Consider the following 22,804-nt stretch of genomic DNA (forward strand, 5'->3'; position numbering starts at 1 on the left):
CCGCTACGAGAAGACCGCAACCATCTACCTGGCCGGCCTCCACATCGCAGGCATCTTCCTCTGGTCAGCCCGATGATCCAAACGAAACTGCCTAGCGCTTGAGGAATTCCTCCATGTAGCGGCCGAATTCCTCGCTGCCCACGGATGATGCCTGCGCCCACGACTCGAAGTCGAGCGAGGTGGAGAAGTCGGACGTCGCAGCGATCCGCACCGACCGCTTGATGTGGGCATTGAGATCCTTGCTGCGCTTCGCGTACCGCGCGGCCAACTCCGTGGCTTCGACCTCGGGATCCTCGGCCAGCCGATTGGCCAGGCCCAGTCGTACGGCGTCCTCGGCCTTGATGATGTCGCCGGACAGCAGCGCCGCAGTGGCGTGGGCGGGACCCATACGTTCGGTCAGCAGGAAGGAACAACCACCCCCGGGATGCAGGCCGATTTCGGCGAACGTCGGCCCGAAAGCGGCGCGCGGACCGGCGATGACGATGTCACAGGCAAGGGCGATGTTGAGCCCGGCTCCCACGGCCGCGCCCTGGACGGCGGCGACCGTGGGAATCGTGAGTTCACGAAGGCCGAGGAACGAGGCGTAGACCGATTTCAGATGTTCGCGGAGTTCGTGCACGGGCCTGGTGACATCGCCGAACATGCTCTCCAGGTTCGCTCCGGCGCAGAAGGCCGGGCCGGCACCGGCGACGATCAGGGCGCGAGCGTCCCCGTCGGCTTTGACAGTGGCGATTGCGGTCGCGAGTTGGCCGAGCAGGTCGAGATCGAGGGCATTGCGGCGTTCGGGTGCGTTGAGGCGGATGGTGCGGAGCGGGCCGTCACTCTCCAGCAGGACAAGGTCTGGGTTCATGGGGCTCAGACTAAGACGCTGCGCAAGGCAGCTCGGGTGAGAGGTGGCAGCCAAGCTCTGTACGAGTCCAGTCCGGGCGCGAGCGCAGTCGCCACCGGAAGAATGCGGGTCCGCCCGGTCCGATTTCACGCAGCAGAACTGCGCGATCCGAAGCACTGGACAGTCCCTTTCCTCCTCCTTAGGGTCCTCATCATGGTGCACAAGATCGAGCCCGCGGCAGAACCTCCGGTGACGCTCACCAGCCCGTACGAGCTCCTGACCGGCTACCTCGACTTCTACCGAGACGCCGTGCTGCGCAAGTTGCAGGGAATGTCCGACGAAGAGCTGAGAAACAGCCGACTGCCGACCGGCTGGGCGCCACTGGGCTTGCTCAAGCACCTGGCCTGCGTGGAACTACGGTGGCTGCAATGGGGTTTCATCGGCGAGGATGTCGAAAATCCCTGGGGTGACTTTCACGAAAGACCCGGGCCATGGCACGTGGACTCCGGAGAAACCTTCGAGGACGTCAGGGAATTCTTCCGGGAACAGTGCGCCCGGTCCCGCGCCATCGTCGCTGCGGCACGGCTGGAGGACCAGGCTGCCACCCTCGGCGGACGCGTTCCGGCCGAGGAAGACCGGCCAACCCTGATCTGGATCCTCTTCCATCTGCTGCAGGAGTACGCACGCCACGTGGGGCATCTCGATGTCGCACGTGAATTGGCGGACGGAGCTGTTGGCGAATAGGCCGGTGGTTTCGCCTACGGACGGGCTCCGGACCGGGCTTGACGTCCGGGACTTCGCATCCGGCGCCGGCTCGGCGTCGACGCCGAGCGGGCGTTGTCGCCGTCGTCGCCAGGCAGGAAACCCGCGGCCGATAGGCCGCCGAAAGGTCGGGGAGCGGCGGGTGACGTGTCCCCGCGAACTCCGGATCGGCCAGGAGCGTTCGGTGCCCGATCCGGAGTTCGTAGGGACGCGTCAGCCCATGGTGGCCATGGTGAGGTCTGCCACCACGCACAAGCCACAGATCTGAGCCACCAACACACCGGCGGATACCGCCAGCGCCACGCCTGTCGTCAACCAGCGTCGTGCAACGACGTACACCAGGCAGGAGACGGCTAGAAGGAACACGCAGAACATCACTGCGAAGGTCATGCTGTCCCCAGAGGTCGGGGAGGGCGGGAAGCCGGCGCGAGAAGATCGAACCGGTCCACGCCACTCCGGATCGAGTGCCGCTCTCGAAGAGGAGGCGCAACGGCCTCCGGTTGCCTCACGCGCCCATACCTGTTGCCCCGTGTCTGCTCGGCCGCGCACGGATGTACCTCCGGTGCCCGCTGCCGCGGCCGCGGCCAGGCCGGGCGCCGTGCAGGGCAGGGAAGGGCGCCGTGCCCTGCCGGGCTTGGCCCGTGCCGTGCCGTCTCCGGCATCAGACCCCGACCACGCCCCGCACCTCGTCCACCAGCTCCGCCGCGGTCTCCAACGAGCGCTTCAACTCCGTTACCCCGTGCCCGATGCCGCCGAGCAGGGCGGTGGCCCGGGCACCGAAGCCGGGCGGTGTCTCCGGCAGGGCCGAGGCCGCCGCGAGCGCGCCCTTCTCATTGAGACACCAGAGGCGGTGATGGGCGTGCAGCGCCTGGACGAGGTCGCCGACGGCCCGGGACAGACACAGGGACGCATGCAGTACGTCCGCGGCCGCGCACGACTTGCCCGCCGTCGCCACCGAGAAGCCCGCGTCCCAGACCCCGTCACGGGTCAGCGCCGTGCGCAGGGCCTCGGGATAGGTCCGGGTCTCCTGCCGGAGGCGGTCCAGCTCCCCGTCGGTATCGGCGAGCACCCGGCCCAGCGCCACCTCACCCGGGTAGGCGGGGGACCAGAAGCCGAGGGGGTGACCGGCCTGTACGCCGATCTCGAAGCGGCCCTCGCGGCACTCCTCCCACACCCGCCGCACCCGGTCGACATCCCGCAGGATCCAGTCCACCTGGCTCCCGTCGGGCAGCACGAGCCAGGCCCCGCCGTTGACCCATGCGCCCCAGGCCCCCGGCCCGTACACCTCGACGGGGCCGCCGGTCACCTCCGCGGCCAGCGCCTCCAGCGCCCCCAGATCCGGCTCGCCCCGGTAGTAGACGCCCACATCCCAGTCGGAGTCCGGCCGGTGGGTGCCCCGTGCCCGGCTTCCCCCGAGCAGCACCCCGACAACTCCCGGCACCTGCGCGACCTTTGCGGCAATCTCATCCATCCCGCCACGCTAGACGAGGCGGCACGGCCCCTGCTCGCCTTATTCCGATTATTCCGACGTACCGTCAGCCCCGGCCGGCGGCACGCCGTCCTCCAGGTCCGCCGGTCCGCCGCCGTCCGCGAGGGCCTTCAGGGCGGCGCCGAGGCGCAGGGCCATCCCGCGGTTCACCAGGGTCTGGGCCTCGTCCCAGTGCACCATGCGCCAGGAGAGCAGCTCGTCCTCCTGGACGCGGATCGCGGACAACTGCGCGGCGTCCAGCACTCCGCCGTCGTAGAGGTACGACACCAGCGGCGGCCGGTCCTTGCCGCGTACCCAGTCGACGGCGAGCAGCGGGCCCGGCTCGACGTCCAGGCCGATCTCCTCGGCGGTCTCACGGCGGGCGGCCTGCCGGGGCGACTCGCCGTGGTCCGACTCGACGGTGCCGCCCGGCAGGATCCAGGTGTCGCGGTAGTTGGGTTCCACGAGCAGAAGGCGGCCCTCCGCGTCGCGGAAGATGACGCCCGCGCCCGCGAGCACGCGGGGCAGGCCGGCGATGTAGGTGGCGTAGTCCATGGTGGTCACGGCGCGAGCCTAGACGGAACGGGTTCGGGGCCGGGCCGGTCCCGCTGATCTTCGCGGCGCACCCCGGGGGCGCTCGGCAGCACCGCGGACCGGAGTGCCCTGCTCGTCGGCACCGCGGACGGAGTGCCCTGTTCGCCGGACCCCTCGCCGGATAAGGTCACAGCGGCGCGACTGCCCGTACGAAAGCAAGGGGAAACACGGTGGCGGACGCAGCAAGGACATCTTCGGCACAGGTGCTGATCGCCGCGGACAAATTCAAGGGATCGCTCACGGCCGTCGAGGTCGCCGAGCACGTCACGGCCGGTCTGCGGCGGGTGGTTCCCGGTCTGGACGTGACGGCCGTTCCGGTCGCGGACGGCGGCGACGGCACGGTAGCGGCGGCGCTCGCGGCCGGCTTCACCCGCCACGAGGCCCGGGTCACCGGCCCGACCGGTGTGCCGGTGACGGCCACCTTCGCGCTGCGCGCGGAGGCACCCGCGGGGGTAGCCGGTGGCGGCACCGCGGTGGTGGAGATGGCGGAGGCCTCCGGGCTCCAGCACCTCCCGGCGGGCGTCTTCGCGCCCCTGACGGCGACCACGTACGGCACCGGCGAACTGCTGCGTGCGGCCCTCGACGCGGGCGCGACCTCGATCGTCTTCGGCGTCGGCGGCAGCGCCACGACCGACGGCGGCGCCGGCATGCTCGCGGCGCTGGGTGCCCGGTTCCTGGACGCGGACGGCGAGCCGGTCGCCCCCGGCGGCGGCCCGCTGCGCGACCTGGCCACGGCCGATCTGTCGGGGCTGGACCCCCGGCTGGCGAACACCGCGATCGTGCTGGCCAGCGACGTCGACAACCCGCTCACGGGCCCCAAGGGCGCCCCGGCGGTCTACGGCCCGCAGAAGGGCGCGAGCGAGGAGGACGTGGCCACGCTGGACGCCGCGCTGGCACATTACGCCGAGGTGCTGGGGCGTGCGGTGGGCCCGAAGGCCGCGGAAGCCGCCCTGGCGCCCGGCGCGGGCGCCGCGGGCGGGATCGGCTACGGCGCGCTGGTCGGCCTGGACGCGGCGTTCCGGCCCGGCATCGACGTGATGCTCGACGTCCTGGGCTTCGCCCCGGCGCTGGCGAAGGCCACCTTCGTCATCACCGGTGAGGGCTCGCTCGACACACAGACGCTGCACGGCAAGGCGCCGGCCGGGGTCGCCGCCGCGGCCCGTGCGGCCGGCCTGGACGTGGTCGCGGTCTGCGGCCGGCTCCAGCTGCCGCAGGAGGCGCTCGGCGCGGCCGGCATCCGGCGGGCCTACGCCCTGACGGACCTGGAGCCCGACCCGGCCCGCTGTATGGCCGAGGCGGGCCCGCTGCTGGAGCGGGCGGCGGAGCAGCTGGCGCGGGACTTCCTGGTCTGAGGCGTGGTGCGGCCCGCCGCGGGCCGCACCCACCACAGCGCCACAGCGCCACAGCGCCACAGCGCCACAGCGCCACAGCGCCACAGCGCCACAGCGCCACAGCGCCACATGCCACAACGCCGCGGGCCCCGGGCGAAAGAATTCGCTCGGGGCCCGCGGCGTTGTCCGGGTGGTGTGTCCGGGGCCTGCTAGGGAAGCTGTGCGGCGCGGGACTCGGCCCGCGACTCGCGCCGGTTGTCGCGGAAGGTGTTCACCCTCCGGGCCGTCGCGAACAGCGGGATCATCGCGCCCATGACCACCTGCAGGGCGCAGCCGGTCTGCAGCAGCAGCTGGCCGCCGGGGGCGTCCAGCGCCCAGGCCGTGAGCATGCCCATGCTGAGCACGATCCAGCTGAGCATCGCCACCGCGAGCCGCCCCCGCGGCTTGGGGTACTCGACCCGGCTCACCATCAGCCAGGCCACCCCGACGATCGCCAGCAGCGTCGGCACGAACGGCAGCTCCAGCAGCACGATGGCGACGACGGTCAGGGCACCGAACGGGCCGGGCATGCCCTGGAAGATCCCGTCGCGCATCGGCACGCAGGAGAACCGCGCAAGCCGGAGCACCACCGCCAGCAGCACCACGACGGCCGCGACCACGGACACCCGTTGGTTCGCGTCCTGGGCGACCATGCCCCAGGTCACGACGAAGTACGCGGGCGCCAGGCCGAAGCTGATCAGGTCGGAGAGGTTGTCGAGCTCGGCCCCCATCGCCGAGGCCCGCAGCTTGCGCGCCACCATCCCGTCGAAGAGGTCGAAGACCGACGCCAGCAGCATCAGGATCACGGCCATCGCCGCGCTGTGCCGGGCCATCCCGCCGTCCTCGTTCCCCGTGAGGTGCGGGATCAGCACGCCGGTGGTGGTGAAGTACACGGCCATGAAGCCGCAGATGGCGTTGCCGAGGGTGAGGGTGTCCGCTATCGACAGCCGCGTGGACAGCGGCATGTCGTCCTCGTCCTCGTCGGCCTCGGGCACCCAGCCCGCCTGTGTCTCGGGATCAATCACGGTCAAGACGAGTCACCCCCGCGGTGGTCGCCTGGCCGACCTCGACCGCCACCTCGACGCCCTCCGGGAGGTAGACGTCGACGCGCGAGCCGAAGCGGATCAGTCCGATCCGCTCACCCTGCTCGACCTTGGTGCCCTGGGGTACGTAGGGGACGATACGGCGGGCCACCGCGCCGGCGATCTGCACCATCTCGATGTCGCCGAGCTCGGTGTCGAAGTGCCAGACGACCCGCTCGTTGTTCTCGCTCTCCTTGTTGAACGCCGGGACGAACCCGCCGGGGATGTGCTCCACGGACGTCACCGTGCCGGCCAGCGGCGCACGGTTGACGTGGACGTTCAGCGGGCTCATGAAGATCGCGACGCGGGTGCGTCCGTCCTTCCACGGCATGATGCTCTGCACCACGCCGTCAGCCGGGGAGATGACACGGCCCTGAGCGATCTCCCGCTCGGGGTCGCGGAAAAACCACAGCATGCCCGCCGCCAGTGCGGTGGTGGGCACGGCAACGGCGGCCCAGCGACCCGACCGGCGGGACCGGGCGAGGCTGACCGCTGCCGTGGCAACGGTCGGCAGGAGCCACGGCGACGCTCCGCGCGCGAGGCGGACGCGACCGCGTTGTGCAGAGGATTGGCTGTGGGGCATGGATGACCTTCGTAGCGGAGGATGCCGCTTATGGATACGGGGGACGGCGGCTTTCCGGGGATGCTATCGGTTACGAGCGGCAACTGGCCAAGAGCCAGAGCCAATCCGTGGCCGAAGAACGATGACGGGGTGTGATCTTCGTCTAGGCCAAAGCAGCCCAAACGGGATGTTCACCCCTGGATCCGGTACTCCTCCAGTAGCCGTCGCCCAATGATCATTTTCTGGATCTCGGCGGTTCCTTCGCCGATCAGGAGCATCGGGGCCTCACGGTAGAGCCGCTCGATCTCGTACTCCTTGGAGAAGCCGTAGCCGCCGTGGATGCGGAAAGCGTCTTCCACTACCTCCTTGCAGTACTCGGAGGCCAGGTACTTCGCCATGCCCGCCTCAAGGTCGTTTCGCTGGCCCGAGTCCTTTTTGCGAGCGGCATTAACCATCATCGCATGCGCCGCTTCGACCTTTGTCGCCATTTCTGCCAGTTTGAACTGGATGGCCTGGTGCTGCGCGATCGGCTTGCCGAAGGTGTGCCGCTGCTGGGCGTACGAAACACCCAGCTCGAACGCGCGCTGGGCGACACCGCAGCCGCGGGCGGCCACATTGACCCGGCCGACCTCGACGCCGTCCATCATGTGATAGAAGCCACGTCCGGTCTCGCCGCCGAGCACCCGATCGGCCGGGATCCGCAGCCCGTCCATGATCAGCTCGGTGGTGTCGACCCCCTTGTAGCCCATCTTGTCGATCTTGCCCGGAATCGTCAGGCCGGGCCGCACCTCGCCGAAGCCGGCTTCCTTCTCCACGAGGAAGGTCGTCATCGACTTGTGCGGGGCGGTGCCCTCCGGGTGGCCCTCGTCGGTACGGCACAGCACCGCGACGAGCGTGGACGTACCACCGTTGGTGAGCCACATCTTCTGGCCGTTGAGGACGTAATCGTCGCCGTCCCGGACGCCCTTGGAGGAGATGGCCGAGACGTCCGAGCCGAGCGCCGGCTCGGACATCGAGAAGGCGCCGCGGATTTCGCCGGCCGCCATTTTCGGCAGGAAGTAGTCCTTCTGCTCCTGGGTGCCGTGCTGCTTGAGCATGTACGCCACGATGAAGTGGGTGTTGATGATGCCGGAGACGCTCATCCAGCCGCGGGCGATCTCCTCGACGGTCAGCGCGTAGGTGAGCAGGGACTCACCCAGCCCGCCGTACTCCTCGGGAATCATCAGGCCGAACACGCCGAGTTCCTTCAGGCCCTCGACGATCTGCGACGGGTACTCGTCGCGGTGCTCCAGTTCGGTGGCGACCGGAATGATCTCCTTGTCCACGAAGTCGCGGACGGTGGAGAGGATTTCCTGCTGGATGTCGGTCAGGCCCTCGGTCTGCGCGAGACGGGTCATGGCTACTTCTCCTTCTTGGCCGGAGGGGCCTGCAGCTCCGGGCGGCCGGGCTGCTCGCCGCCGCGCTCCTTGATGTAGGTGGCCGTGGGGACCATGACCTTGCGCCGGAAGACGCAGACCAGGGTGCCGTCCTGCTTGTAGCCCTTGGTCTCGACGTGCACGATGCCGCGGTCCGTCTTGGAGCGGGACGGGGTCTTGTCGAGCACGGTCGTCTCGCCGTAGAGCGTGTCGCCGTGGAAGGTGGGGGCCACGTGCTTCAGCGACTCGATCTCCAGGTTGGCGATGGCCTTTCCGGAGACATCGGGCACCGACATGCCCAGCAGCAGCGAGTAGATGTAGTTGCCGACGACGACGTTCTTGCCGAAGTCGGTGGTCTGCTCCGCGTAGTTGCTGTCCATGTGCAGCGGGTGATGGTTCATCGTCAGCAGACAGAAGAGGTGGTCGTCGTATTCGGTGACGGTTTTCCCGGGCCAGTGCTTGTACACATCGCCGACGGTGAACTCTTCGTAGGTACGGCCGAACTGCATGGTGCTTATGCCTCCGGGGCCTCGAACTTGGATGTGCGGGTCATGCCGGCGGCCCGGCCCTTGCCGGCGACGACCAGCGCCATCTTCCGGCTCGCCTCGTCGATCATCTCGTCGCCGAGCATCGCGGAACCCTTGGCGCCGCCCGCCTCCGAGGTGTGCCACTCGTAGGCGTCCAGGATCAGCTCGGCGTGGTCGTAGTCCTCCTGCGAGGGGGAGAACACCTCGTTGGCGGCCTCGACCTGACCCGGGTGCAGCACCCACTTGCCGTCGAAGCCGAGGGCGGCGGCCCGGCCGGCGACCTCGCGATAGCCCTCAACATTCTTGATCTGAAGGTACGGGCCGTCGATCGCCTGCAGATCGTAGGTGCGGGCCGCCATCAGAATGCGCATCAGAATGTAGTGATAGGCATCCGCGCCATAGCCGGGCGGCTGCTCGCCGACCACCAGGGACTTCATGTTGATGGACGCCATGAAGTCGGCCGGGCCGAAGATGATGGTCTCCAGGCGCGGCGAGGCGCCGGCGATCTCGTCGACGTTCACCAGGCCCTTGGCGTTCTCGATCTGCGCCTCGATGCCGATCCTGCCGGCCTCGAAGCCCATGGTCTTCTCGATCTGCGTCAGCAGCAGGTCCAGCGCCACGATCTGCTGGGCGTCCTGGACCTTCGGCAGCATGATGCAGTCGAGGTTCTGTCCCGCGCCCTCGACGACCGTGATGACGTCCCGGTACGTCCAGTGCGTCGTCCAGTCGTTGACCCGTACGACCCGGGTCTTGCCCGTCCAGTCGCCCTCGTTCAGCGCCTCGACGATGTGGTGGCGGGCGCCCTCCTTGGCGAGCGGGGCGCAGGCGTCCTCCAGGTCCAGGAAGACCTGGTCGGCCGGGAGGCCCTGGGCCTTCTCCAGGAAGCGCGGGTTGCTGCCGGGGACCGCGAGACAGGAGCGGCGCGGGCGCAGGCGGGTCACCGGCGGTGCAGCCTGGGTCATGCGGGGACCTCCAGGGGGTCGAGCTGGTTCGCTTTCCGGATCTCGTCGACGATACGGCCGATGATCTCCGTAATACCGAAGTCCTTGGGGGTGAACACGGCCGCCACTCCGGCTTCCCGGAGCGCGGCGGCGTCGGCGGAGGGGATGATGCCGCCGACGATGACGGGTATGGGAGGGCCGCCGGGCCCGGGCGTGGTGTCCACGCCGGTGCGGCGCAGCCGGGCCAGTACGTCCGGGACCAGCTCGGCGTGCGAGCCGGACAGGATCGACAGGCCCACGCAGTGCACGTCCTCGGCGACCGCGGCCGAGACGATCTGCTCCGGGGTGAGCCGGATGCCCTGGTAGATCACCTCGAAGCCGGCGTCCCTGGCCCGTACCGCGATCTGCTCGGCGCCGTTGCTGTGACCGTCCAGGCCGGGCTTGCCGACCAGCAGCCGCAGCTTTCCGCTGCCGAGTTCGGCGGCGGTCTTGGCGACCTTCTCGCGGACCGCGGCGAGCGGGCTGCCCTCCTCGGCGGCGACCGCCAGGGGGGCGCTGGAGACGCCCGTGGGGGCCCGGAACTCGCCGAAGACGTCCCGCAGGGCCCAGGCCCACTCGCCGGTCGTCACCCCGGCACGGGCGCACTCCACGGTGGCCGCGAAGAGATTGCCGTCGCCCGCCGCGGTCTTCTTGAGGACCGACAGCGTCTCCTGGGCGCGTCCTTCGTCGCGGTTGTCCCGCCAGTCGTGCAGCGCCCGGACCACTCGTGCCTCGTTGGCCGGGTCGACGGTCATGATGGCGGTGTCGAGGTCCGCGGTGAGCGGGTTGGGCTCGGTGCCCTCGTAGCAGTTGACGCCGACGATCTTCTCCTCGCCGGCCTCGATCCGGGCCCGCCGCTCGGCGTGCGCGGTGACCAGCTGCGACTTGAGGTAGCCGGACTCCACCGCGGCCATCGCGCCGCCCATCTCCTGGATCCGCTCGATCTCGGCGAGGCAGTCGGTGACCAGGGCGTCCACCTTGGCCTCGATGACGTGCGAGCCGGCGAAGATGTCCTCGTATTCGAGGAGGTCGCTCTCGTGGGCGAGGACCTGCTGGATGCGCAGCGACCATTGCTGGTCCCAGGGCCTCGGCAGCCCCAGGGCCTCGTTCCAGGCCGGGAGCTGGACGGCCCGGGCGCGGGCGTCCTTGGAGAGCGTGACGGCCAGCATCTCCAGGACGATGCGCTGGACGTTGTTCTCCGGCTGTGCCTCGGTCAGGCCGAGCGAGTTGACCTGGACGCCGTAGCGGAACCGGCGCTGCTTCTCGTTCTCGATGCCGTAGCGCTCACGGGTGATCTTGTCCCAGATGCGGCCGAAGGCGCGCATCTTGCACATCTCCTCGACGAACCGGACACCGGCGTTCACAAAGAACGAGATACGGGCCACGACATCACCGAACTTCTCCGGCGGCACCTGCCCGGAGTCCCGCACCGCGTCCAGCACCGCGATCGCGGTGGACATCGCGTACGCGATCTCCTGGACCGGCGTGGCGCCCGCCTCCTGCAGGTGGTAGCTGCAGATGTTGATCGGGTTCCACTTGGGGATGTGGGCCACCGTGTACGTGATCATGTCGGTGGTCAGCCGGAGCGAGGGACCCGGCGGGAAGACGTGCGTCCCGCGCGAGAGGTACTCCTTGACGATGTCGTTCTGCGTCGTCCCCGACAGCTTGGAGAGGTCGGCGCCCTGCTCCTCGGCGACCACCTCGTACAGCGCCAGCAGCCACATGGCCGTCGCGTTGATGGTCATCGAGGTGTTCATCTGGTCCAGGGGTATGTCCTGGAACAGCCGGCGCATGTCGCCGAGGTGGGACACCGGGACCCCGACCCGGCCGACCTCGCCGCGGGCGAGGATGTGGTCGGGGTCGTAACCGGTCTGCGTCGGGAGGTCGAACGCGACCGACAGACCCGTCTGGCCCTTGGCGAGGTTACGCCGGTACAGCTCGTTGGACGCCTCGGCGGTGGAGTGGCCGGCGTAGGTCCGCATCAGCCACGGACGATCCTTCTGACGCTCAGTCATATCAGGCCCGTATCTTCGTGGTCCGGAGGTCCGAGTGGCCTCAGACGTTCCGGAACCGGTTGATGGCGTCGAGGTGCCGGGCGCGCATTTCTTCGTCGCGCACGCCCATCCCCTCCTCGGGGGCCAGTGCCAGCACGCCGACCTTGCCCTGGTGGAGGTTGCGGTGCACGTCGTACGCCGCCTGCCCGGTCTCTTCGAGGGTGTAGGTCCGCGACAGAGTCGGGTGGATCTTGCCCTTGGCGATCAGGCGGTTGGCCTCCCACGCCTCGCGGTAGTTGGCGAAGTGCGAGCCGACGATCCGCTTCAGCGACATCCACAGGTAGCGGTTGTCGTACTCGTGGTTGTAGCCAGAGGTGGAGGCGCAGGTGACGATGGTGCCGCCCTTGCGGGTGACGTAGACGGACGCGCCGAAGGTCTCCCGGCCGGGGTGCTCGAAGACGATGTCCACGTCCTCGCCGCCGGTCAGCTCGCGGATGCGCTTGCCGAAGCGCTTCCACTCCTTGGGGTCCTGGTGGTGCTCGTCCTTCCAGAACTTGTAGCCCTCGGCGTTGCGGTCGATGATCGCCTCGGCGCCCATCTTCCGGCAGATCTCCGCCTTCTGGTCGGAGGAGACCACACAGATCGGGTTGGCGCCACCGGCCAGCGCGAACTGGGTGGCGTAACTGCCGAGCCCGCCGCTGGCGCCCCAGATCAGGACGTTGTCGCCCTGCTTCATTCCGGCGCCGTTGCGGGAGACGAGCTGGCGGTAGGCGGTCGAGTTGACCAGACCGGGCGACGCCGCCTCCTCCCAGCTCAGGTGCTGGGGCTTGGGCATCAGCTGGTTGGACTTGACCAGCGCGATCTCGGCCAGGCCGCCGAAGTTGGTCTCGAAGCCCCAGATCCGCTGCTCGGGGTCGAGCATGGTGTCGTTGTGGCCGTCGGAGGACTCCAGCTCGACGGACAGGCAGTGCGCGACGACCTCGTCGCCGGGGCCCCAGGCGTTGACGCCCGGCCCGGTGCGCAGGACCACGCCCGCGAGGTCGGAGCCGATGACGTGGTACGGCAGGTCGTGCCGCTTGGTGAGCGGGGAGAGCCTGCCGTAGCGCTCCAGGAACCCGAACGTCGACACGGGCTCAAAGATCGAGGTCCAGACGGAGTTGTAGTTCACGGAGGAGGCCATCACGGCCACCAGCGCCTCGCCCGGGCCCAGCTCGGGCACCGGCACCTCGTCGAGGTGCAGCGACTTGCGGGGGTCCTTCACCTTGCTTTCGAGGCCGGCGAACATCTCGGCCTCGTCCTTGTGCACGGTCACCGCGCGGTAGGACTCGGGGATGGTCAGGCCGGCGAAGTCGGCGCTGGTGGTGTCAGGCGCGAGGATTGCGTCCAGGATTTCGTTCACGGGGGTGCCTCCGGCGAAGCTCGTTGAGGGAACGGCTTGAGGGAACGTCGGGGGTGGTGCAGAGGTGGTGCCGTCGGTTCGGCCGGGGTGGCGCCGTTGCCGTCGCCCCTGCGGGGGTCGCAGAGTCGTCGGCCGCGGTGCCTGGCAGCGCTGGTGAGCGCGATGCCCAGCGGCAGCTGGGAGGTGCCTGTGACGCAGGCATCCGGGCGGACAGCCACATAGGGCTGGTGGGACAGCCGGCGTGCGTGGGTTCGCAGCACGCCGGCCGCCCGGACACCTTCAACGTATGACACCGCGTGCCAGGCGACAAGACACTGAGTGCCAAGAATTTCTCTCAGATGTCATCCGGACGGCACGCATGAGCAAAAGAGGCCCGCTGGGGGGCCTGTGGATGACGCAAAGAAATGCGGTGTGTGCGCAGCGTGTACGGGGAGGGCGTTACGCCATCCGTGTCGCGGCCCGGTCGGTCCAAGGGCGCCGGGCCGCGTTCCTGTCCGGTTCCGGCCGGAAGGCCGTTACCTGCGTTACTTGCGTTCTTTGATGGCCTTGCGGATGGTGCGCATGACCTCGTCCAGCGGGGCGTCCGTGCGGGCCACCGCGACCAGCACCTCGCCCTCCCGCGAGACGGCCGCCGGGGGGTTTTCTCCACTGCCGGTGCGGCCCGCGCCGATGCCGGCGCCGAAGGTCTCCCGGACGATCTCGAAGGCATGGTCGAGCTGTGCCTCGACATCGCCCTGGGCGTCGGCCCGCAGCCAGCGCCGCAGCACATGGTTGTGCGCGGTGACCACGGCGGACGCCGCGACCTCGGCGAGCAGCGGGTCGTCGTCGCCCTCGCGGTGTGCGCCCTCGTCGAAGTGGCCCAGGAGATAGCGGGTGAACAGCCGCTCGTAGCGGGCCACCGAAGCGATCTCGGCCTCCCGCAGGGTGGGGACCTCGCGGGTCAGGCGGTAGCGGGCCACCGACACGGCCGGGGAGGCCGCGTACATCCGCATGACCTCCTTGATGCCGCGGCAGACCGTGTCCAGCGGGTTCTCGTGCGGCGGAGCGGCGTCCAGGACGGCCTCCGCGCGGACGAGGGTGTCGTCGTGGTCGGGGAAGATCGCCTCTTCCTTGGAACGGAAGTGGCGGAAGAAGGTACGCCGGGCAACGCCGGCAGCGGCCGCGATCTCGTCGACCGTCGTCGCCTCGTAGCCCTTGGTCGCAAACAGCTCCATCGCCGCCGACGACAATTCACGGCGCATTTTGAGCCGTTGCGCAGCCGCCCGGCGGGTACCGGGAGTGGCGTTGTCGGGGGTCTCGGAGGGTTGCGTGCGAGCGGGCTGGGACATGTGGGGACGGTACTGCATATTTACGCGACCTGCGGCATGAGGTGCAGCTTGTGCCCCCGTGAGCAGGGGTGGACCGCCGTCGGGTTCCAGCAGTCCACCCCACCCTCCCCCGGCCGGGCCGGGGTGCCGCCACGCGTCAGCGCCGGGCGTACTCACGGAAGCCGCGGCCGGTCTTGCGGCCGAGGCAGCCCGCGGCGACGAGGTGCTCCAGCAGCGGCGCCGGGGCCAGCCCGGGGTCGCGGAACTCCGCGTGCAGCACCTTCTCGATGGCCAGGGAGACGTCCAGGCCTACCACATCGAGGAGTTCGAACGGGCCCATCGGGTACCCGCCGCCGAGCTTCATGGCGGCGTCGATGTCGTCCAGGGTCGCGTAGTGCTCCTCGACCATCTTGATCGCGTTGTTCAAGTACGGGAACAGCAGCGCATTCACGATGAACCCGGCCCGGTCGCCGCAGTCCACGGGGTGCTTGCGGACCTTGGCGCAGACCGCCCGCACGGTGGCGTGGACATCGTCGGCGGTCAGGACCGTACGCACCACCTCGACCAGCTTCATGGCCGGCGCCGGGTTGAAGAAGTGCATCCCGATGACATCCTGCGGGCGCGAGGTGGCGCGGGCGCAGGCCACGACCGGCAGCGAGGAGGTGGTGGTGGCCAGGACGGCGCCCGGCTTGCAGACCTTGTCCAGCGTCTTGAACAGCTCCTGCTTGACCGCCAGGTCCTCGGCCACCGCCTCGACCGCGAGGTCCACGTCCGCGAACGCATCGAGCGATCCGGCCGGGGTGATCGCCGCGAGCGCGGTGTCCCGGGCCTCGGCGCTCATCCGGCCCTTGTCCACGGAGCGGCCCAGCGACTTGGCGATCCTGGCCTTCGCCTTCTCCGCCTTCTCCAGACTGCGGGCGGCCAGCACGACCTTGAAGCCCGCCTTGGCGAAGACCTCCGCGATACCGCTGGCCATCGTCCCGGAGCCGGCCACGCCGACGCCGGTGACCGTCCGCCCGCCGGCGAGCTCATCGGCGGCCGACGGGCTCTCCGCATCCGGCACGACCGTGCCTCCCCCAGCTACCGCTGGGAGGTGCCCCCAGCCCGGGGCGTCGTACGTGTAGAAGCCGCGGCCCGCCTTGCGCCCGGTCAGCCCCGCCTCGGCCAGCTGGCCCAGAATCGGCGCGGGGGCGTGCAGCCGGTCCTGGGACTCGGCGTACATCGCCTCCAGGACCGTACGCGCGGTGTCCACGCCGATCAGGTCGAGCAGGGCCAGCGGGCCCATGGGCAGACCGCAGCCCAGCCGCATCGCGGCGTCGATGTCCTCGCGGGTGGCGTACTTGGACTCGTACATCGCCGCGGCCTGGTTCAGGTAGCCGAACAGCAGGCCATCGGCGACGAAGCCGGGGCGGTCACCCACCGCGATCGGGTCCTTGCCCAGGTCGTGGGCCAGTTCCGTGACGGCCGCGACCGCGGTCGGCGCGGTGAGCACGGAGGAGACGACCTCGACCAGCTTCATGGCCGGTGCGGGGTTGAAGAAGTGCACCCCGAGCACCCGCTCGGGGCGCTGCGAATCGGCGGCCAGCCGGGTCACGGACAGGGCGTTGGTGCCGGTGGCCAGGATGGTGTCCGGGCGGACCACGGCGTCGAGCCCGGCGAAGACCTGCCGCTTGAGCTCGTAGTCCTCGGGCACGACCTCGATGACGAGATCGGCGTCCGCGGCGGCCTGCAGATCGGTGAAGGTGCGGAACCGGGCCAGGATGTCCTGCCGCTCCCGCTCCGTGATCCGCTCGCGCTGCACCGCGCGGGCGGTGGCGGCTTCGAGGGCCGTGACGGCGTGCCGGGCCGCGGCCTCGTCGGTGTCGATACCGATGACCTCGCGGCCGGCCCGGGTCAGCACCTCGGCGATACCGGTGCCCATGGTGCCCAGGCCGACGACGGCGACGGTGGAAAGGGACAGAGGGGAGGCTTCAGTTGAGAGATCAGGGGTGGACTGAGGGCCCATCGCGAGACTCCTGAGGGTGTTCCCCTGACAACAGGGGAGAAGTGACGACTGAGGGGTATCCGCGCGGTGCGAGGCCTGCCATACGCAGCGGCAGAACAGCGGCGGTGAGCCGCAGCGCTGCGGGAGCACCGGCGGTGCGGGAGGTACGGCGGGCCCTGTCCCGGGGCCGTGCCGTGTTCTCCGTACTGATGTCGTGCTGTGCCGAACCGACTTCACTCTGTGGCGGCTGCGTCACCAGGCCGCCCGAGCAGTGGTGCTGCTCGTTCCAGCAGGTTAACCGGTGAGTAACCAGAGCGCCAGGGGTAGCGAGGGTCATTAGGCTGTGGTGCAGACCACGTCGCGGGAACCGGGGCGGCCCGGCGGGAGGGGATCGGCAAATGGAAGAGGAATTCCACGAGTTGACGGACCGGGTGCGGACCGAGCTCCGCTCCCCGCAGGACCTGGTGGCCTACGAACGGTTGCTGGGGCTGGCCCGCAAGAACACCCCGGCCGGGCGGGAGGAACTGGCCCGGATGCTGGTCGCCGTCGAACGCCCGCTGTGGGCCAGGGAGATCGCCGCCTTCATCCTGGGCTGCGCCGGCGACAAACGCGCCTTCGAGACGCTCGTGCTGCTGCTGAACTACCGCGACCCGGTGCGCTGCGCCACCGCCGCACACGCCCTGGGCCGCCTCGGCGACCCCCGTACCGCCCGCGCCGCCGCCGCCCTCGCCACCAACCCGCTGCGCACCGCCTACGCCCTGCACCCGGTCCGGCTGCTCGCCGAGCTCCGCGCACCGCAGTCCGTACCCGCGCTGATCGCGACCCTGGAGCGGCTGCTGACCCCGCACAACCCCTACTGGCGGGTGGCGCTCGCCTGTGTCGAGGGCCTGGGCGCGCTGGGCGACCGGCGCGCGGTGCCCGCGCTCACCACGGCCGTCGCCCACCCCCGGCTGGCGGCCGCAGCGGCCGCCTCACTGGCGCGGCTGGGGGTACACGAGGACGCACCGGCACCGGCCGACCCCGGGGCGGCGGAGGGCGGCGCGGGAGGGGGCGTGCCGGGTCAGGGGGCGGGGGAGCGGGGGAAGGAGGTCGGTGGCGGTTCCGCTCCGGACGTCAGCGGGCGCCGGTAGCGCAGCTCGGGGACGCTGCGCCCGCCCACCTCGTACGCCTCCTGCCTGCGCGACCGAGAGGGCGCGCGTCCTGGCGGTGGGCCGCCGTCCCGGTCCGCTGGCGGAGAGGCGGAAAGAGCCGCCGCCGGGCACGGTCAGATCCTCCCCCGCGCCGAAGACATCACAGTGGACGGCAGGGCGGCGCGATCTACGGGACCTTATCCCGGGCGCTGTCGAAGGACTGAAGACCATCCTTGCGACCCCGGGGAAGTCCGCGTTCGTCATCACCATCCGCACCAACCTGGGCGAGATCGCCCAGTGGCTGGAGCAGCAGGGAGTCCCTGCTGTCGCTGACGATGATTCCGACCGCCAGTACTGGGATGACGAGGGCGGTGTCCTCGTGACGCGGCGGCTGATGGTATCCGCGCTGCTGGTACACAATCGGGGAGCAAGTTCACCAACTGGCCGGCGTCGAAGACGAGATCAGCAGGCTTTACTGAGCAACCAGCAGCCCCGCCGGGATTCCGGCGGGGCTGCTGCGTTGAGTAACTACGGCTCGACCGTGCGGCCGTCCTCCCACAGCGCCGTCACGTGGCCGGCGAACCGGTCGTACAGCCCGTCGTCCGCCAGTCGGCGGATATGGAACATGGGTGACTCATCGCCGAGGAGTGAGGCAATGTGCGGGGTGACGAGCATTTGGTCGTCGAACATGAAGACGGACAGCGCGATGTGTTGATCACTGAAGCGCGCTTCTACGCCCTCGTGGCGGCCCATCTTGGCCAACGCGTCGAGCGTGATCGTGATGCGCGTGCTGACAGTCAACGGGACACCCTCTACCTCTTCCCGCTTCGTCGTCACCTCCGACTCAGGGTCGCCGACGAGGAAGCGCACACGGGTCCCGTGCTTCGCCTTCGCCGCAAGACGGGCACCGAGCCGTGGGTGTTGCTGCCACAGAAAGTAGTTCGTATAGCCGGCGAACGTCAGAGTCTGGGATGCTCCGTCAATGAGGGATGCCCAGAGCGACGTGGGTGCGGCACTACGAAAGGGGTAGGCCGCAACAATCTCGCGGTCGTGCCCTGTCTTGACGTGGGAGCGCACCGATTTGGGCCACAGAGTCACGGGGTCCACTCCTAGCGCGCGGCCGGCGTCCTCCTGCGTGGACTCCCGGGGAGCACGGTCAGGGTTGCTCAGCCATCGTTCGACGGTCTTGGGCTCAACACCGACCATACGTGCTAGTTGGTTGGGCCTGACCTTCGCGCTCGCCATAGCGTCTCGCAGCGCGCTATTCAAGGTTCCTCCCAGGGACGTTTGGGCCTCTTAGGGCGATAGCGCCGAAGAGGCCGCTCCGTCCTGGCTATGGGCGTACCAACGTCCTTCGTAGCAGCGTTTATTGGAGACATGACCGAGCCGAAGCGGACGATGTCACCCCCGGTACACCTGACGGATCCGTACCACCTCGACGCAAAGCCAGTCCCGGGCTGCGACGTCTGCACCGCGCTGGACAAGCAGCGCAAGGAAGCCCGGGAACAGGGAAAAGTCGCTGCCGCTGCGACTGCCAGCATCGAGATCGCCAACCACCCGCACAAGAAGCGGAGGGTGAAGCGATGACGTCGTACGACGACATCGCCGGGTACGACGTCGACGAGGAACTGTGGGGAGCCCCGACCGGGGACCACCTCATTGCGGTATCCGCGAAGTGCCAGCACTCCCCGTCGGACACCGGCCCGATCAAGCCCATGCCGACGCCCCGTCCGCCGTGCCGGGACACGCCGTAGCCGACGTCTGCCACACTCGCTGCGTCGATAGGAGGCCCCATGGCTGAGTTGATCAATAGCCGGTACGCCGCCCTGGTGGCTGCCTACCGTGAGGCTCAGGAAGAGGAGCAGGAGGAGACAGCCCCGGTGCGGGGGTTCGTCTTCCCCGACGCCGCCGAGAAGGCAGACGGACAGGCGCACTGACATGCGAAGCGCCCCCTGGGCCGGATCCAGGGGGCGCTGTTGTCGCGGCGAACGACAGGGTATTCGCCGTCGCGCGTCGGCCCAGTTGGCGAAACCCGTCATAATGGAACAGATGTTCCCTTGAGGCTTGGTGCCCCTGAATTTGGGCGCGCCGTCGTGGGGTGGTTGGCTTGGCGGCGCATCGCAGGACCGGCAGCCGAGTACTGGAGGACAACACACATGGGTCAGGTCGAGGCCATCACGGAGCGCGAGATCGCGGCGGACCCGGAGGACGTGTTCGACGCGCTCGCCGACTACTCCGGCACGCGTGGGCAGCTACTGTCCGAACACTTCAGCGAGTACGAGGTCCGCGAGGGCGGCGACGGCAAGGGCACCCTCGTCCACTGGAAGCTCCAGGCCACGAGCAAGCGGGTGCGCGACTGCCTGCTGGAGGTCGACGAGCCGACCGACGGCCAGCTCGTGGAGAAGGACCGCAACTCCTCGATGGTGACCACCTGGGTCGTCACCCCGGCCGGTGAGAAGCGCGCCAAGGTCGTCGTCACCACGACTTGGCAGGGCGCCGGCGGTATCGGCGGCTTCTTCGAGCGGACCTTCGCCCCCAAGGGGCTCGGCCGGATCTACGACACCATCCTCGACAACCTCGCCGCCCACGTGGCGAAGTGATCGGCCTTTCCCGCCCGTCACCCTGAGCGCATGGCGTCACTCTCACCGGTTCGGGTGGTTTCCGGTGAGCGGAAGCGTCCGGTCCGCCGGAACGCTTCCGTACGGAAAGCCCTGATGGGAGCCCAATAGGCGCCCTGGGCAACGTACTTGACGTCCCTTCCCGCCCCGCCCGCACCCTTTCGCCGTGGTTGTTCGGTGTTGTCGCCCAATGCGAGAAATTGGGCGGCAACAGGCGTGACGAGGGGAGCAGCACGTGGGCGGGACCACCCTGAGCGAGCGGGTCGAGCGGGTCGAGCGGAGCGGTCCGCACGTCTCCGGTACGACAACGGTTCCGGCCGTGAACGACAGGACCGAGGGGCCCGCTCCCGGTGCGCCGGTTAAGGTCGGCCCCCGCCGCGTCCGCCTGGTCTTCCTCGCCCTGATGCCGGCGCTGCTGCTCGCGGCCCTCGGCCAGACCATCGTCGCCACCGCGCTCCCCAAGATCGTCGGCGAGCTGCACGGCCTGGACAAGATGTCCTGGGCGGTGACGTCCTACCTCCTCGCCTCGACCATCGGCCTGCCGCTCTACGGCAAGCTCGGCGACCTCTTCGGCCGCAAGCCCGTCTTCCTCTTCGCCCTCCTCGTCTTCACCGCCGGCTCGGCGCTGGCCGGCTGGTCGCGGACGATGGACGAACTGATCGCCTTCCGTGCCGTCCAGGGCGTCGGCGGCGGCGGGCTGATCATCGGCGTCCAGGCGATCATCGCCGATGTCGTACCGCCGCGGGCCCGCCGCCGCTCCATGGGGCTGATCGGTGCCGCCTTCGGACTCGCCTCCGTGGCGGGACCGCTGATCGGCGGCTTCTGCACCGACCACACCTCCTGGCGCTGGTGCTTCTACCTCAACGTCCCGTTCGGCGCGCTGACGCTCGTCGTCATCGCCCTCGGCCTGAAGCTGCCCCGGCCCTCGCGCCGCGTCAGACCGGATGTCGCCGGAGCGCTGCTGCTCGCCGCGTTCTCCACCTGCCTGGTCCTGCTGACCAGTTGGGGCGGTACCGCATACGCCTGGAATTCGCGGGTCGTCCTCGGACTCGGCGCCGGTGCGCTCGGCTGTGCCGTGCTGTTCCTCGCCGTCGAGTACGTCGCCGCCGAACCGCTGATCCCGCTACGGCTGTTCCGTGACTCGATCTTCAACATCACCGGCCTGATCGGCGCCGTCATCGGCATTGCGCTCTTCGGCGCCGCCAGCTACCTGCCGACCTTCCTGCAGATGGCCGACGGAGTCACGGCCACCGAGTCCGGGCTGCTGATGCTGCCCATGCTGGGCGGCCTCGTCGGCGCCTCCCTCGTCGCCGGCCGGCTCATCGGCCGGACCGGGCACTACAAGGCGTTCCCCGTCCTCGGCTGCGCGCTGGCCGCCGTGGGGATGTGGCTGCTGTCGCGGATGCAGCAGGACACCCCGCGCGAGGTCTACAGCCTCTGGGCGGGCATTCTCGGCCTCGGCATCGGCTTCGTGCTGCCGGTGCTGGTGCTCGCCGTGCAGAACTCCGTACGCGCCGCGGACCTCGGCACCGCGACCAGCGCCACCCACTACTTCCGGCAGATCGGCGGCAGCATCGGGACGGCCCTCTTCGGCACCCTCATCGCCGACCGCCTCGCCCGCCGGCTGCCGGCGTCGGCGCGGCTGCCCGACCCGGAGTCGATCACCCCGCAACTGGTGCACGCACTGCCCGCCTCGCTGCGCGACGGCCATCTCGCCGCGTATGTGCAGGCCGTGCCGGGGATCTTCTTCTATCTCGTGCCGGTGCTCGTCCTGGGCCTTGTGCTCGCCTTCTTCCTGAAAGAGAAACCCCTGGTGTCCCACGCCTCTCCTGCCCCGCAGGCCTCTCCGTCCCCGCAGGCTTCGTACGGGGATCCGGCCGACCCCGCCGCCGTCCCCCCGGCCCGTTCCACGACCGAGGCGGCCGCCCCCAACTCACCTGACAGCAGGCCGACGTACCCCCGGACACACGGCTATGGCGCCCCCGGACACCCCACCGTCACGGCCGGCGTCCCGGTGTGCGGCACCGTCCAGCACCACGACGGCAGCATCGTGCCGCGTGCCGCGCTCACCCTCATCGATGTCGCCGGCCGCCAGGTCGGCCGCGGCGCCACCGGCGACGACGGGCGGTATGCACTGAGCACCCCGGGGGCCGGCTCGTATGTGCTGATCGCGGCGGCGGGCGGGCACCAGCCGCAGGCCGTCAGCGTCACCGTCGGCGAGCGGCCGGTCGAACTGGACGTCGTACTCGGCGGCGCGGGACGCCTCGCGGGCACCGTCACCACCGCCGACGGCACACCCGTACGCGATGCCATGGTCACCCTCACCGATGTCCGCGGCGAGGTCGTCGCCACCACCCGCAGCGGACGCGAAGGAGGCTATGTCATGGGGGAGTTGGTGGCCGGGGAGTACACCCTCGCCTCCAGCGCCCCGGCGTTCCGCCCCGCCGCGCTGCCGGTGACCGTGCAGGCGTCGCGGGAGACCCGGCAGGACATCGAGCTCGCCGGCGGTGCGGTGCTGCGCGGGACCGTACGGGCCGGCGGTGGCCGCCCCGTAGAGGACGCCAGGGTCACCCTCCTGGACGCCGCCGGAAATGTCGTCGACACCGCGACCACCGGCGCCGACGGGCTGTTCCGCTTCGTGGATCTGTCCGCCGGCGAATACACCGTCATCGCCGCCGGATACCCGCCGGTGGCCACCGTCCTGCGGGTGGCGGGCGGCGGCCGCACCGAGCGCGACCTCCAGCTGGGGCACGAGGACTGAGCGCTGCGCGACCCTTCGGCGC

Annotated in this window: 22 protein-coding genes; 8 read left to right on the top strand and 14 right to left on the bottom strand. The window is 69.8% G+C overall.

Going from position 1 to position 22,804, the window contains the following annotated elements; genetic code table 11:
• Positions 1 to 91: 91 nt before the first annotated feature.
• Entirely contained in the window at positions 92 to 850 is a 759-nt protein-coding gene (locus ACF088_RS12175) for an enoyl-CoA hydratase (RefSeq protein WP_392375597.1), read from the bottom strand.
• 192 nt (positions 851 to 1,042) lie between these two features.
• On the opposite strand from ACF088_RS12175, the gene ACF088_RS12180 reads away from it, so the two are divergent.
• Positions 1,043 to 1,573 (top strand): DinB family protein, encoded by a 531-nt coding sequence (locus tag ACF088_RS12180; protein ID WP_392375598.1) that lies wholly within the window; start codon positions 1,043 to 1,045, stop codon positions 1,571 to 1,573.
• 231 nt (positions 1,574 to 1,804) lie between these two features.
• Here the strand turns inward: ACF088_RS12180 and ACF088_RS12185 are convergent, their stop codons facing one another.
• The 3 genes from ACF088_RS12185 to ACF088_RS12195 all read right to left on the bottom strand — a co-directional run bounded on the left by ACF088_RS12185 (position 1,805) and on the right by ACF088_RS12195 (position 3,623).
• Positions 1,805 to 1,981 (bottom strand): hypothetical protein, encoded by a 177-nt coding sequence (locus tag ACF088_RS12185; protein WP_392375599.1) that lies wholly within the window; start codon positions 1,979 to 1,981, stop codon positions 1,805 to 1,807.
• A gap of 271 nt (positions 1,982 to 2,252) precedes the next feature.
• Positions 2,253 to 3,062 (bottom strand): nucleotidyltransferase domain-containing protein, encoded by an 810-nt coding sequence (locus tag ACF088_RS12190; protein WP_392375600.1) that lies wholly within the window; start codon positions 3,060 to 3,062, stop codon positions 2,253 to 2,255.
• 48 nt (positions 3,063 to 3,110) lie between these two features.
• Positions 3,111 to 3,623, bottom strand: coding sequence for an NUDIX domain-containing protein (locus ACF088_RS12195; protein ID WP_392375601.1), 513 nt, complete (start codon positions 3,621 to 3,623; stop codon positions 3,111 to 3,113).
• 233 nt (positions 3,624 to 3,856) lie between these two features.
• Here ACF088_RS12195 and ACF088_RS12200 point away from each other — a divergent pair, with 233 nt between their 5' ends.
• Positions 3,857 to 5,005 carry a glycerate kinase gene (locus tag ACF088_RS12200; protein WP_392375993.1) on the top strand — a complete coding sequence of 383 codons (1,149 nt, stop codon included), beginning with the start codon at positions 3,857 to 3,859 and terminating at the stop codon, positions 5,003 to 5,005.
• A gap of 188 nt (positions 5,006 to 5,193) precedes the next feature.
• Here the strand turns inward: ACF088_RS12200 and pssA are convergent, their stop codons facing one another.
• The 9 genes from pssA to ACF088_RS12245 all read right to left on the bottom strand — a co-directional run bounded on the left by pssA (position 5,194) and on the right by ACF088_RS12245 (position 16,294).
• The gene (gene pssA, locus ACF088_RS12205) at positions 5,194 to 6,054 is read right to left on the bottom strand and encodes a CDP-diacylglycerol--serine O-phosphatidyltransferase (RefSeq protein WP_350255536.1); all 861 of its coding nucleotides are present in this window, start codon (positions 6,052 to 6,054) and stop codon (positions 5,194 to 5,196) included.
• On the bottom strand, positions 6,041 to 6,688 hold the full coding sequence (locus ACF088_RS12210; RefSeq protein ID WP_030807016.1) for a phosphatidylserine decarboxylase: 648 nt from the start codon (positions 6,686 to 6,688) through the stop codon (positions 6,041 to 6,043). Before ACF088_RS12210 ends, pssA begins: the two co-directional genes overlap by 14 nt.
• 170 nt (positions 6,689 to 6,858) lie before the next feature.
• Complete coding sequence (locus ACF088_RS12215; protein WP_127153887.1) at positions 6,859 to 8,064, bottom strand: acyl-CoA dehydrogenase family protein; 1,206 nt, start codon at positions 8,062 to 8,064, stop codon at positions 6,859 to 6,861.
• A 2-nt stretch (positions 8,065 to 8,066) separates the two neighbouring features.
• Positions 8,067 to 8,591, bottom strand: a complete 525-nt coding sequence (locus tag ACF088_RS12220) for a MaoC family dehydratase (protein WP_030079426.1) — start codon at positions 8,589 to 8,591, stop codon at positions 8,067 to 8,069.
• A gap of 5 nt (positions 8,592 to 8,596) precedes the next feature.
• Positions 8,597 to 9,571 carry an HpcH/HpaI aldolase/citrate lyase family protein gene (locus ACF088_RS12225; RefSeq protein ID WP_392375602.1) on the bottom strand — a complete coding sequence of 325 codons (975 nt, stop codon included), beginning with the start codon at positions 9,569 to 9,571 and terminating at the stop codon, positions 8,597 to 8,599.
• Positions 9,568 to 11,604 (bottom strand): methylmalonyl-CoA mutase family protein, encoded by a 2,037-nt coding sequence (locus tag ACF088_RS12230; RefSeq protein ID WP_392375603.1) that lies wholly within the window; start codon positions 11,602 to 11,604, stop codon positions 9,568 to 9,570. The genes ACF088_RS12225 and ACF088_RS12230 overlap by 4 nt, the downstream gene beginning before the upstream one ends.
• 40 nt (positions 11,605 to 11,644) lie before the next feature.
• The gene (ccrA, locus tag ACF088_RS12235; protein WP_392375604.1) at positions 11,645 to 12,982 is read right to left on the bottom strand and encodes a crotonyl-CoA carboxylase/reductase; all 1,338 of its coding nucleotides are present in this window, start codon (positions 12,980 to 12,982) and stop codon (positions 11,645 to 11,647) included.
• 524 nt (positions 12,983 to 13,506) lie between these two features.
• On the bottom strand, positions 13,507 to 14,310 hold the full coding sequence (locus ACF088_RS12240; RefSeq protein ID WP_392375605.1) for a TetR family transcriptional regulator: 804 nt from the start codon (positions 14,308 to 14,310) through the stop codon (positions 13,507 to 13,509).
• 136 nt (positions 14,311 to 14,446) lie between these two features.
• On the bottom strand, positions 14,447 to 16,294 hold the full coding sequence (locus tag ACF088_RS12245; RefSeq protein ID WP_392375606.1) for a 3-hydroxyacyl-CoA dehydrogenase family protein: 1,848 nt from the start codon (positions 16,292 to 16,294) through the stop codon (positions 14,447 to 14,449).
• 377 nt (positions 16,295 to 16,671) lie between these two features.
• Here ACF088_RS12245 and ACF088_RS12250 point away from each other — a divergent pair, with 377 nt between their 5' ends.
• Positions 16,672 to 17,403: a HEAT repeat domain-containing protein gene (locus ACF088_RS12250; protein WP_392375607.1), complete on the top strand. Its 732-nt coding sequence runs from the start codon at positions 16,672 to 16,674 to the stop codon at positions 17,401 to 17,403.
• Positions 17,404 to 17,931: 528 nt separating this feature from the next.
• Here ACF088_RS12250 and ACF088_RS12255 read toward each other — a convergent pair.
• On the bottom strand, positions 17,932 to 18,501 hold the full coding sequence (locus tag ACF088_RS12255; RefSeq protein ID WP_392375608.1) for a hypothetical protein: 570 nt from the start codon (positions 18,499 to 18,501) through the stop codon (positions 17,932 to 17,934).
• A 279-nt stretch (positions 18,502 to 18,780) separates the two neighbouring features.
• On the opposite strand from ACF088_RS12255, the gene ACF088_RS12260 reads away from it, so the two are divergent.
• From ACF088_RS12260 to ACF088_RS12280, 5 genes are all read left to right on the top strand, one after another.
• On the top strand, positions 18,781 to 18,990 hold the full coding sequence (locus ACF088_RS12260; protein ID WP_392375609.1) for a hypothetical protein: 210 nt from the start codon (positions 18,781 to 18,783) through the stop codon (positions 18,988 to 18,990).
• The gene (locus ACF088_RS12265; protein WP_392375610.1) at positions 18,987 to 19,157 is read left to right on the top strand and encodes a hypothetical protein; all 171 of its coding nucleotides are present in this window, start codon (positions 18,987 to 18,989) and stop codon (positions 19,155 to 19,157) included. Before ACF088_RS12260 ends, ACF088_RS12265 begins: the two co-directional genes overlap by 4 nt.
• A 39-nt stretch (positions 19,158 to 19,196) precedes the next feature.
• Positions 19,197 to 19,340 (top strand): hypothetical protein, encoded by a 144-nt coding sequence (locus ACF088_RS12270; protein ID WP_392375612.1) that lies wholly within the window; start codon positions 19,197 to 19,199, stop codon positions 19,338 to 19,340.
• 219 nt (positions 19,341 to 19,559) lie between these two features.
• Entirely contained in the window at positions 19,560 to 20,003 is a 444-nt protein-coding gene (locus ACF088_RS12275) for an SRPBCC family protein (protein ID WP_392375613.1), read from the top strand.
• A 253-nt stretch (positions 20,004 to 20,256) separates the two neighbouring features.
• Entirely contained in the window at positions 20,257 to 22,782 is a 2,526-nt protein-coding gene (locus ACF088_RS12280; protein ID WP_392375614.1) for an MFS transporter, read from the top strand.
• The last annotated feature ends 22 nt before the right edge of the window (positions 22,783 to 22,804 follow it).

This window comes from Streptomyces sp. NPDC015125 (assembly GCF_043080045.1).
In the GTDB taxonomy this organism is placed as follows: domain Bacteria; phylum Actinomycetota; class Actinomycetes; order Streptomycetales; family Streptomycetaceae; genus Streptomyces.

What these genes read in the sequence shown, in the direction of transcription:
- ACF088_RS12270 (WP_392375612.1), top strand. Translation starts at nt 19,197, where the DNA reads ATGGCTGAGTTGATCAATAGCCGGTACGCCGCCCTGGTGGCTGCCTAC.
- ACF088_RS12230 (WP_392375603.1), bottom strand. Translation starts at nt 11,604, where the DNA reads ATGACTGAGCGTCAGAAGGATCGTCCGTGGCTGATGCGGACCTACGCC.
- ACF088_RS12175 (WP_392375597.1), bottom strand. Translation starts at nt 850, where the DNA reads ATGAACCCAGACCTTGTCCTGCTGGAGAGTGACGGCCCGCTCCGCACC.
- ACF088_RS12215 (WP_127153887.1), bottom strand. Translation starts at nt 8,064, where the DNA reads ATGACCCGTCTCGCGCAGACCGAGGGCCTGACCGACATCCAGCAGGAA.
- ACF088_RS12180 (WP_392375598.1), top strand. Translation starts at nt 1,043, where the DNA reads ATGGTGCACAAGATCGAGCCCGCGGCAGAACCTCCGGTGACGCTCACC.
- ACF088_RS12225 (WP_392375602.1), bottom strand. Translation starts at nt 9,571, where the DNA reads ATGACCCAGGCTGCACCGCCGGTGACCCGCCTGCGCCCGCGCCGCTCC.
- ACF088_RS12275 (WP_392375613.1), top strand. Translation starts at nt 19,560, where the DNA reads ATGGGTCAGGTCGAGGCCATCACGGAGCGCGAGATCGCGGCGGACCCG.
- ACF088_RS12265 (WP_392375610.1), top strand. Translation starts at nt 18,987, where the DNA reads ATGACGTCGTACGACGACATCGCCGGGTACGACGTCGACGAGGAACTG.
- ACF088_RS12185 (WP_392375599.1), bottom strand. Translation starts at nt 1,981, where the DNA reads ATGACCTTCGCAGTGATGTTCTGCGTGTTCCTTCTAGCCGTCTCCTGC.
- ACF088_RS12245 (WP_392375606.1), bottom strand. Translation starts at nt 16,294, where the DNA reads ATGGGCCCTCAGTCCACCCCTGATCTCTCAACTGAAGCCTCCCCTCTG.
- ACF088_RS12240 (WP_392375605.1), bottom strand. Translation starts at nt 14,310, where the DNA reads ATGTCCCAGCCCGCTCGCACGCAACCCTCCGAGACCCCCGACAACGCC.
- ACF088_RS12190 (WP_392375600.1), bottom strand. Translation starts at nt 3,062, where the DNA reads ATGGATGAGATTGCCGCAAAGGTCGCGCAGGTGCCGGGAGTTGTCGGG.
- ACF088_RS12210 (WP_030807016.1), bottom strand. Translation starts at nt 6,688, where the DNA reads ATGCCCCACAGCCAATCCTCTGCACAACGCGGTCGCGTCCGCCTCGCG.
- ACF088_RS12220 (WP_030079426.1), bottom strand. Translation starts at nt 8,591, where the DNA reads ATGCAGTTCGGCCGTACCTACGAAGAGTTCACCGTCGGCGATGTGTAC.
- ACF088_RS12260 (WP_392375609.1), top strand. Translation starts at nt 18,781, where the DNA reads ATGACCGAGCCGAAGCGGACGATGTCACCCCCGGTACACCTGACGGAT.
- ACF088_RS12250 (WP_392375607.1), top strand. Translation starts at nt 16,672, where the DNA reads ATGGAAGAGGAATTCCACGAGTTGACGGACCGGGTGCGGACCGAGCTC.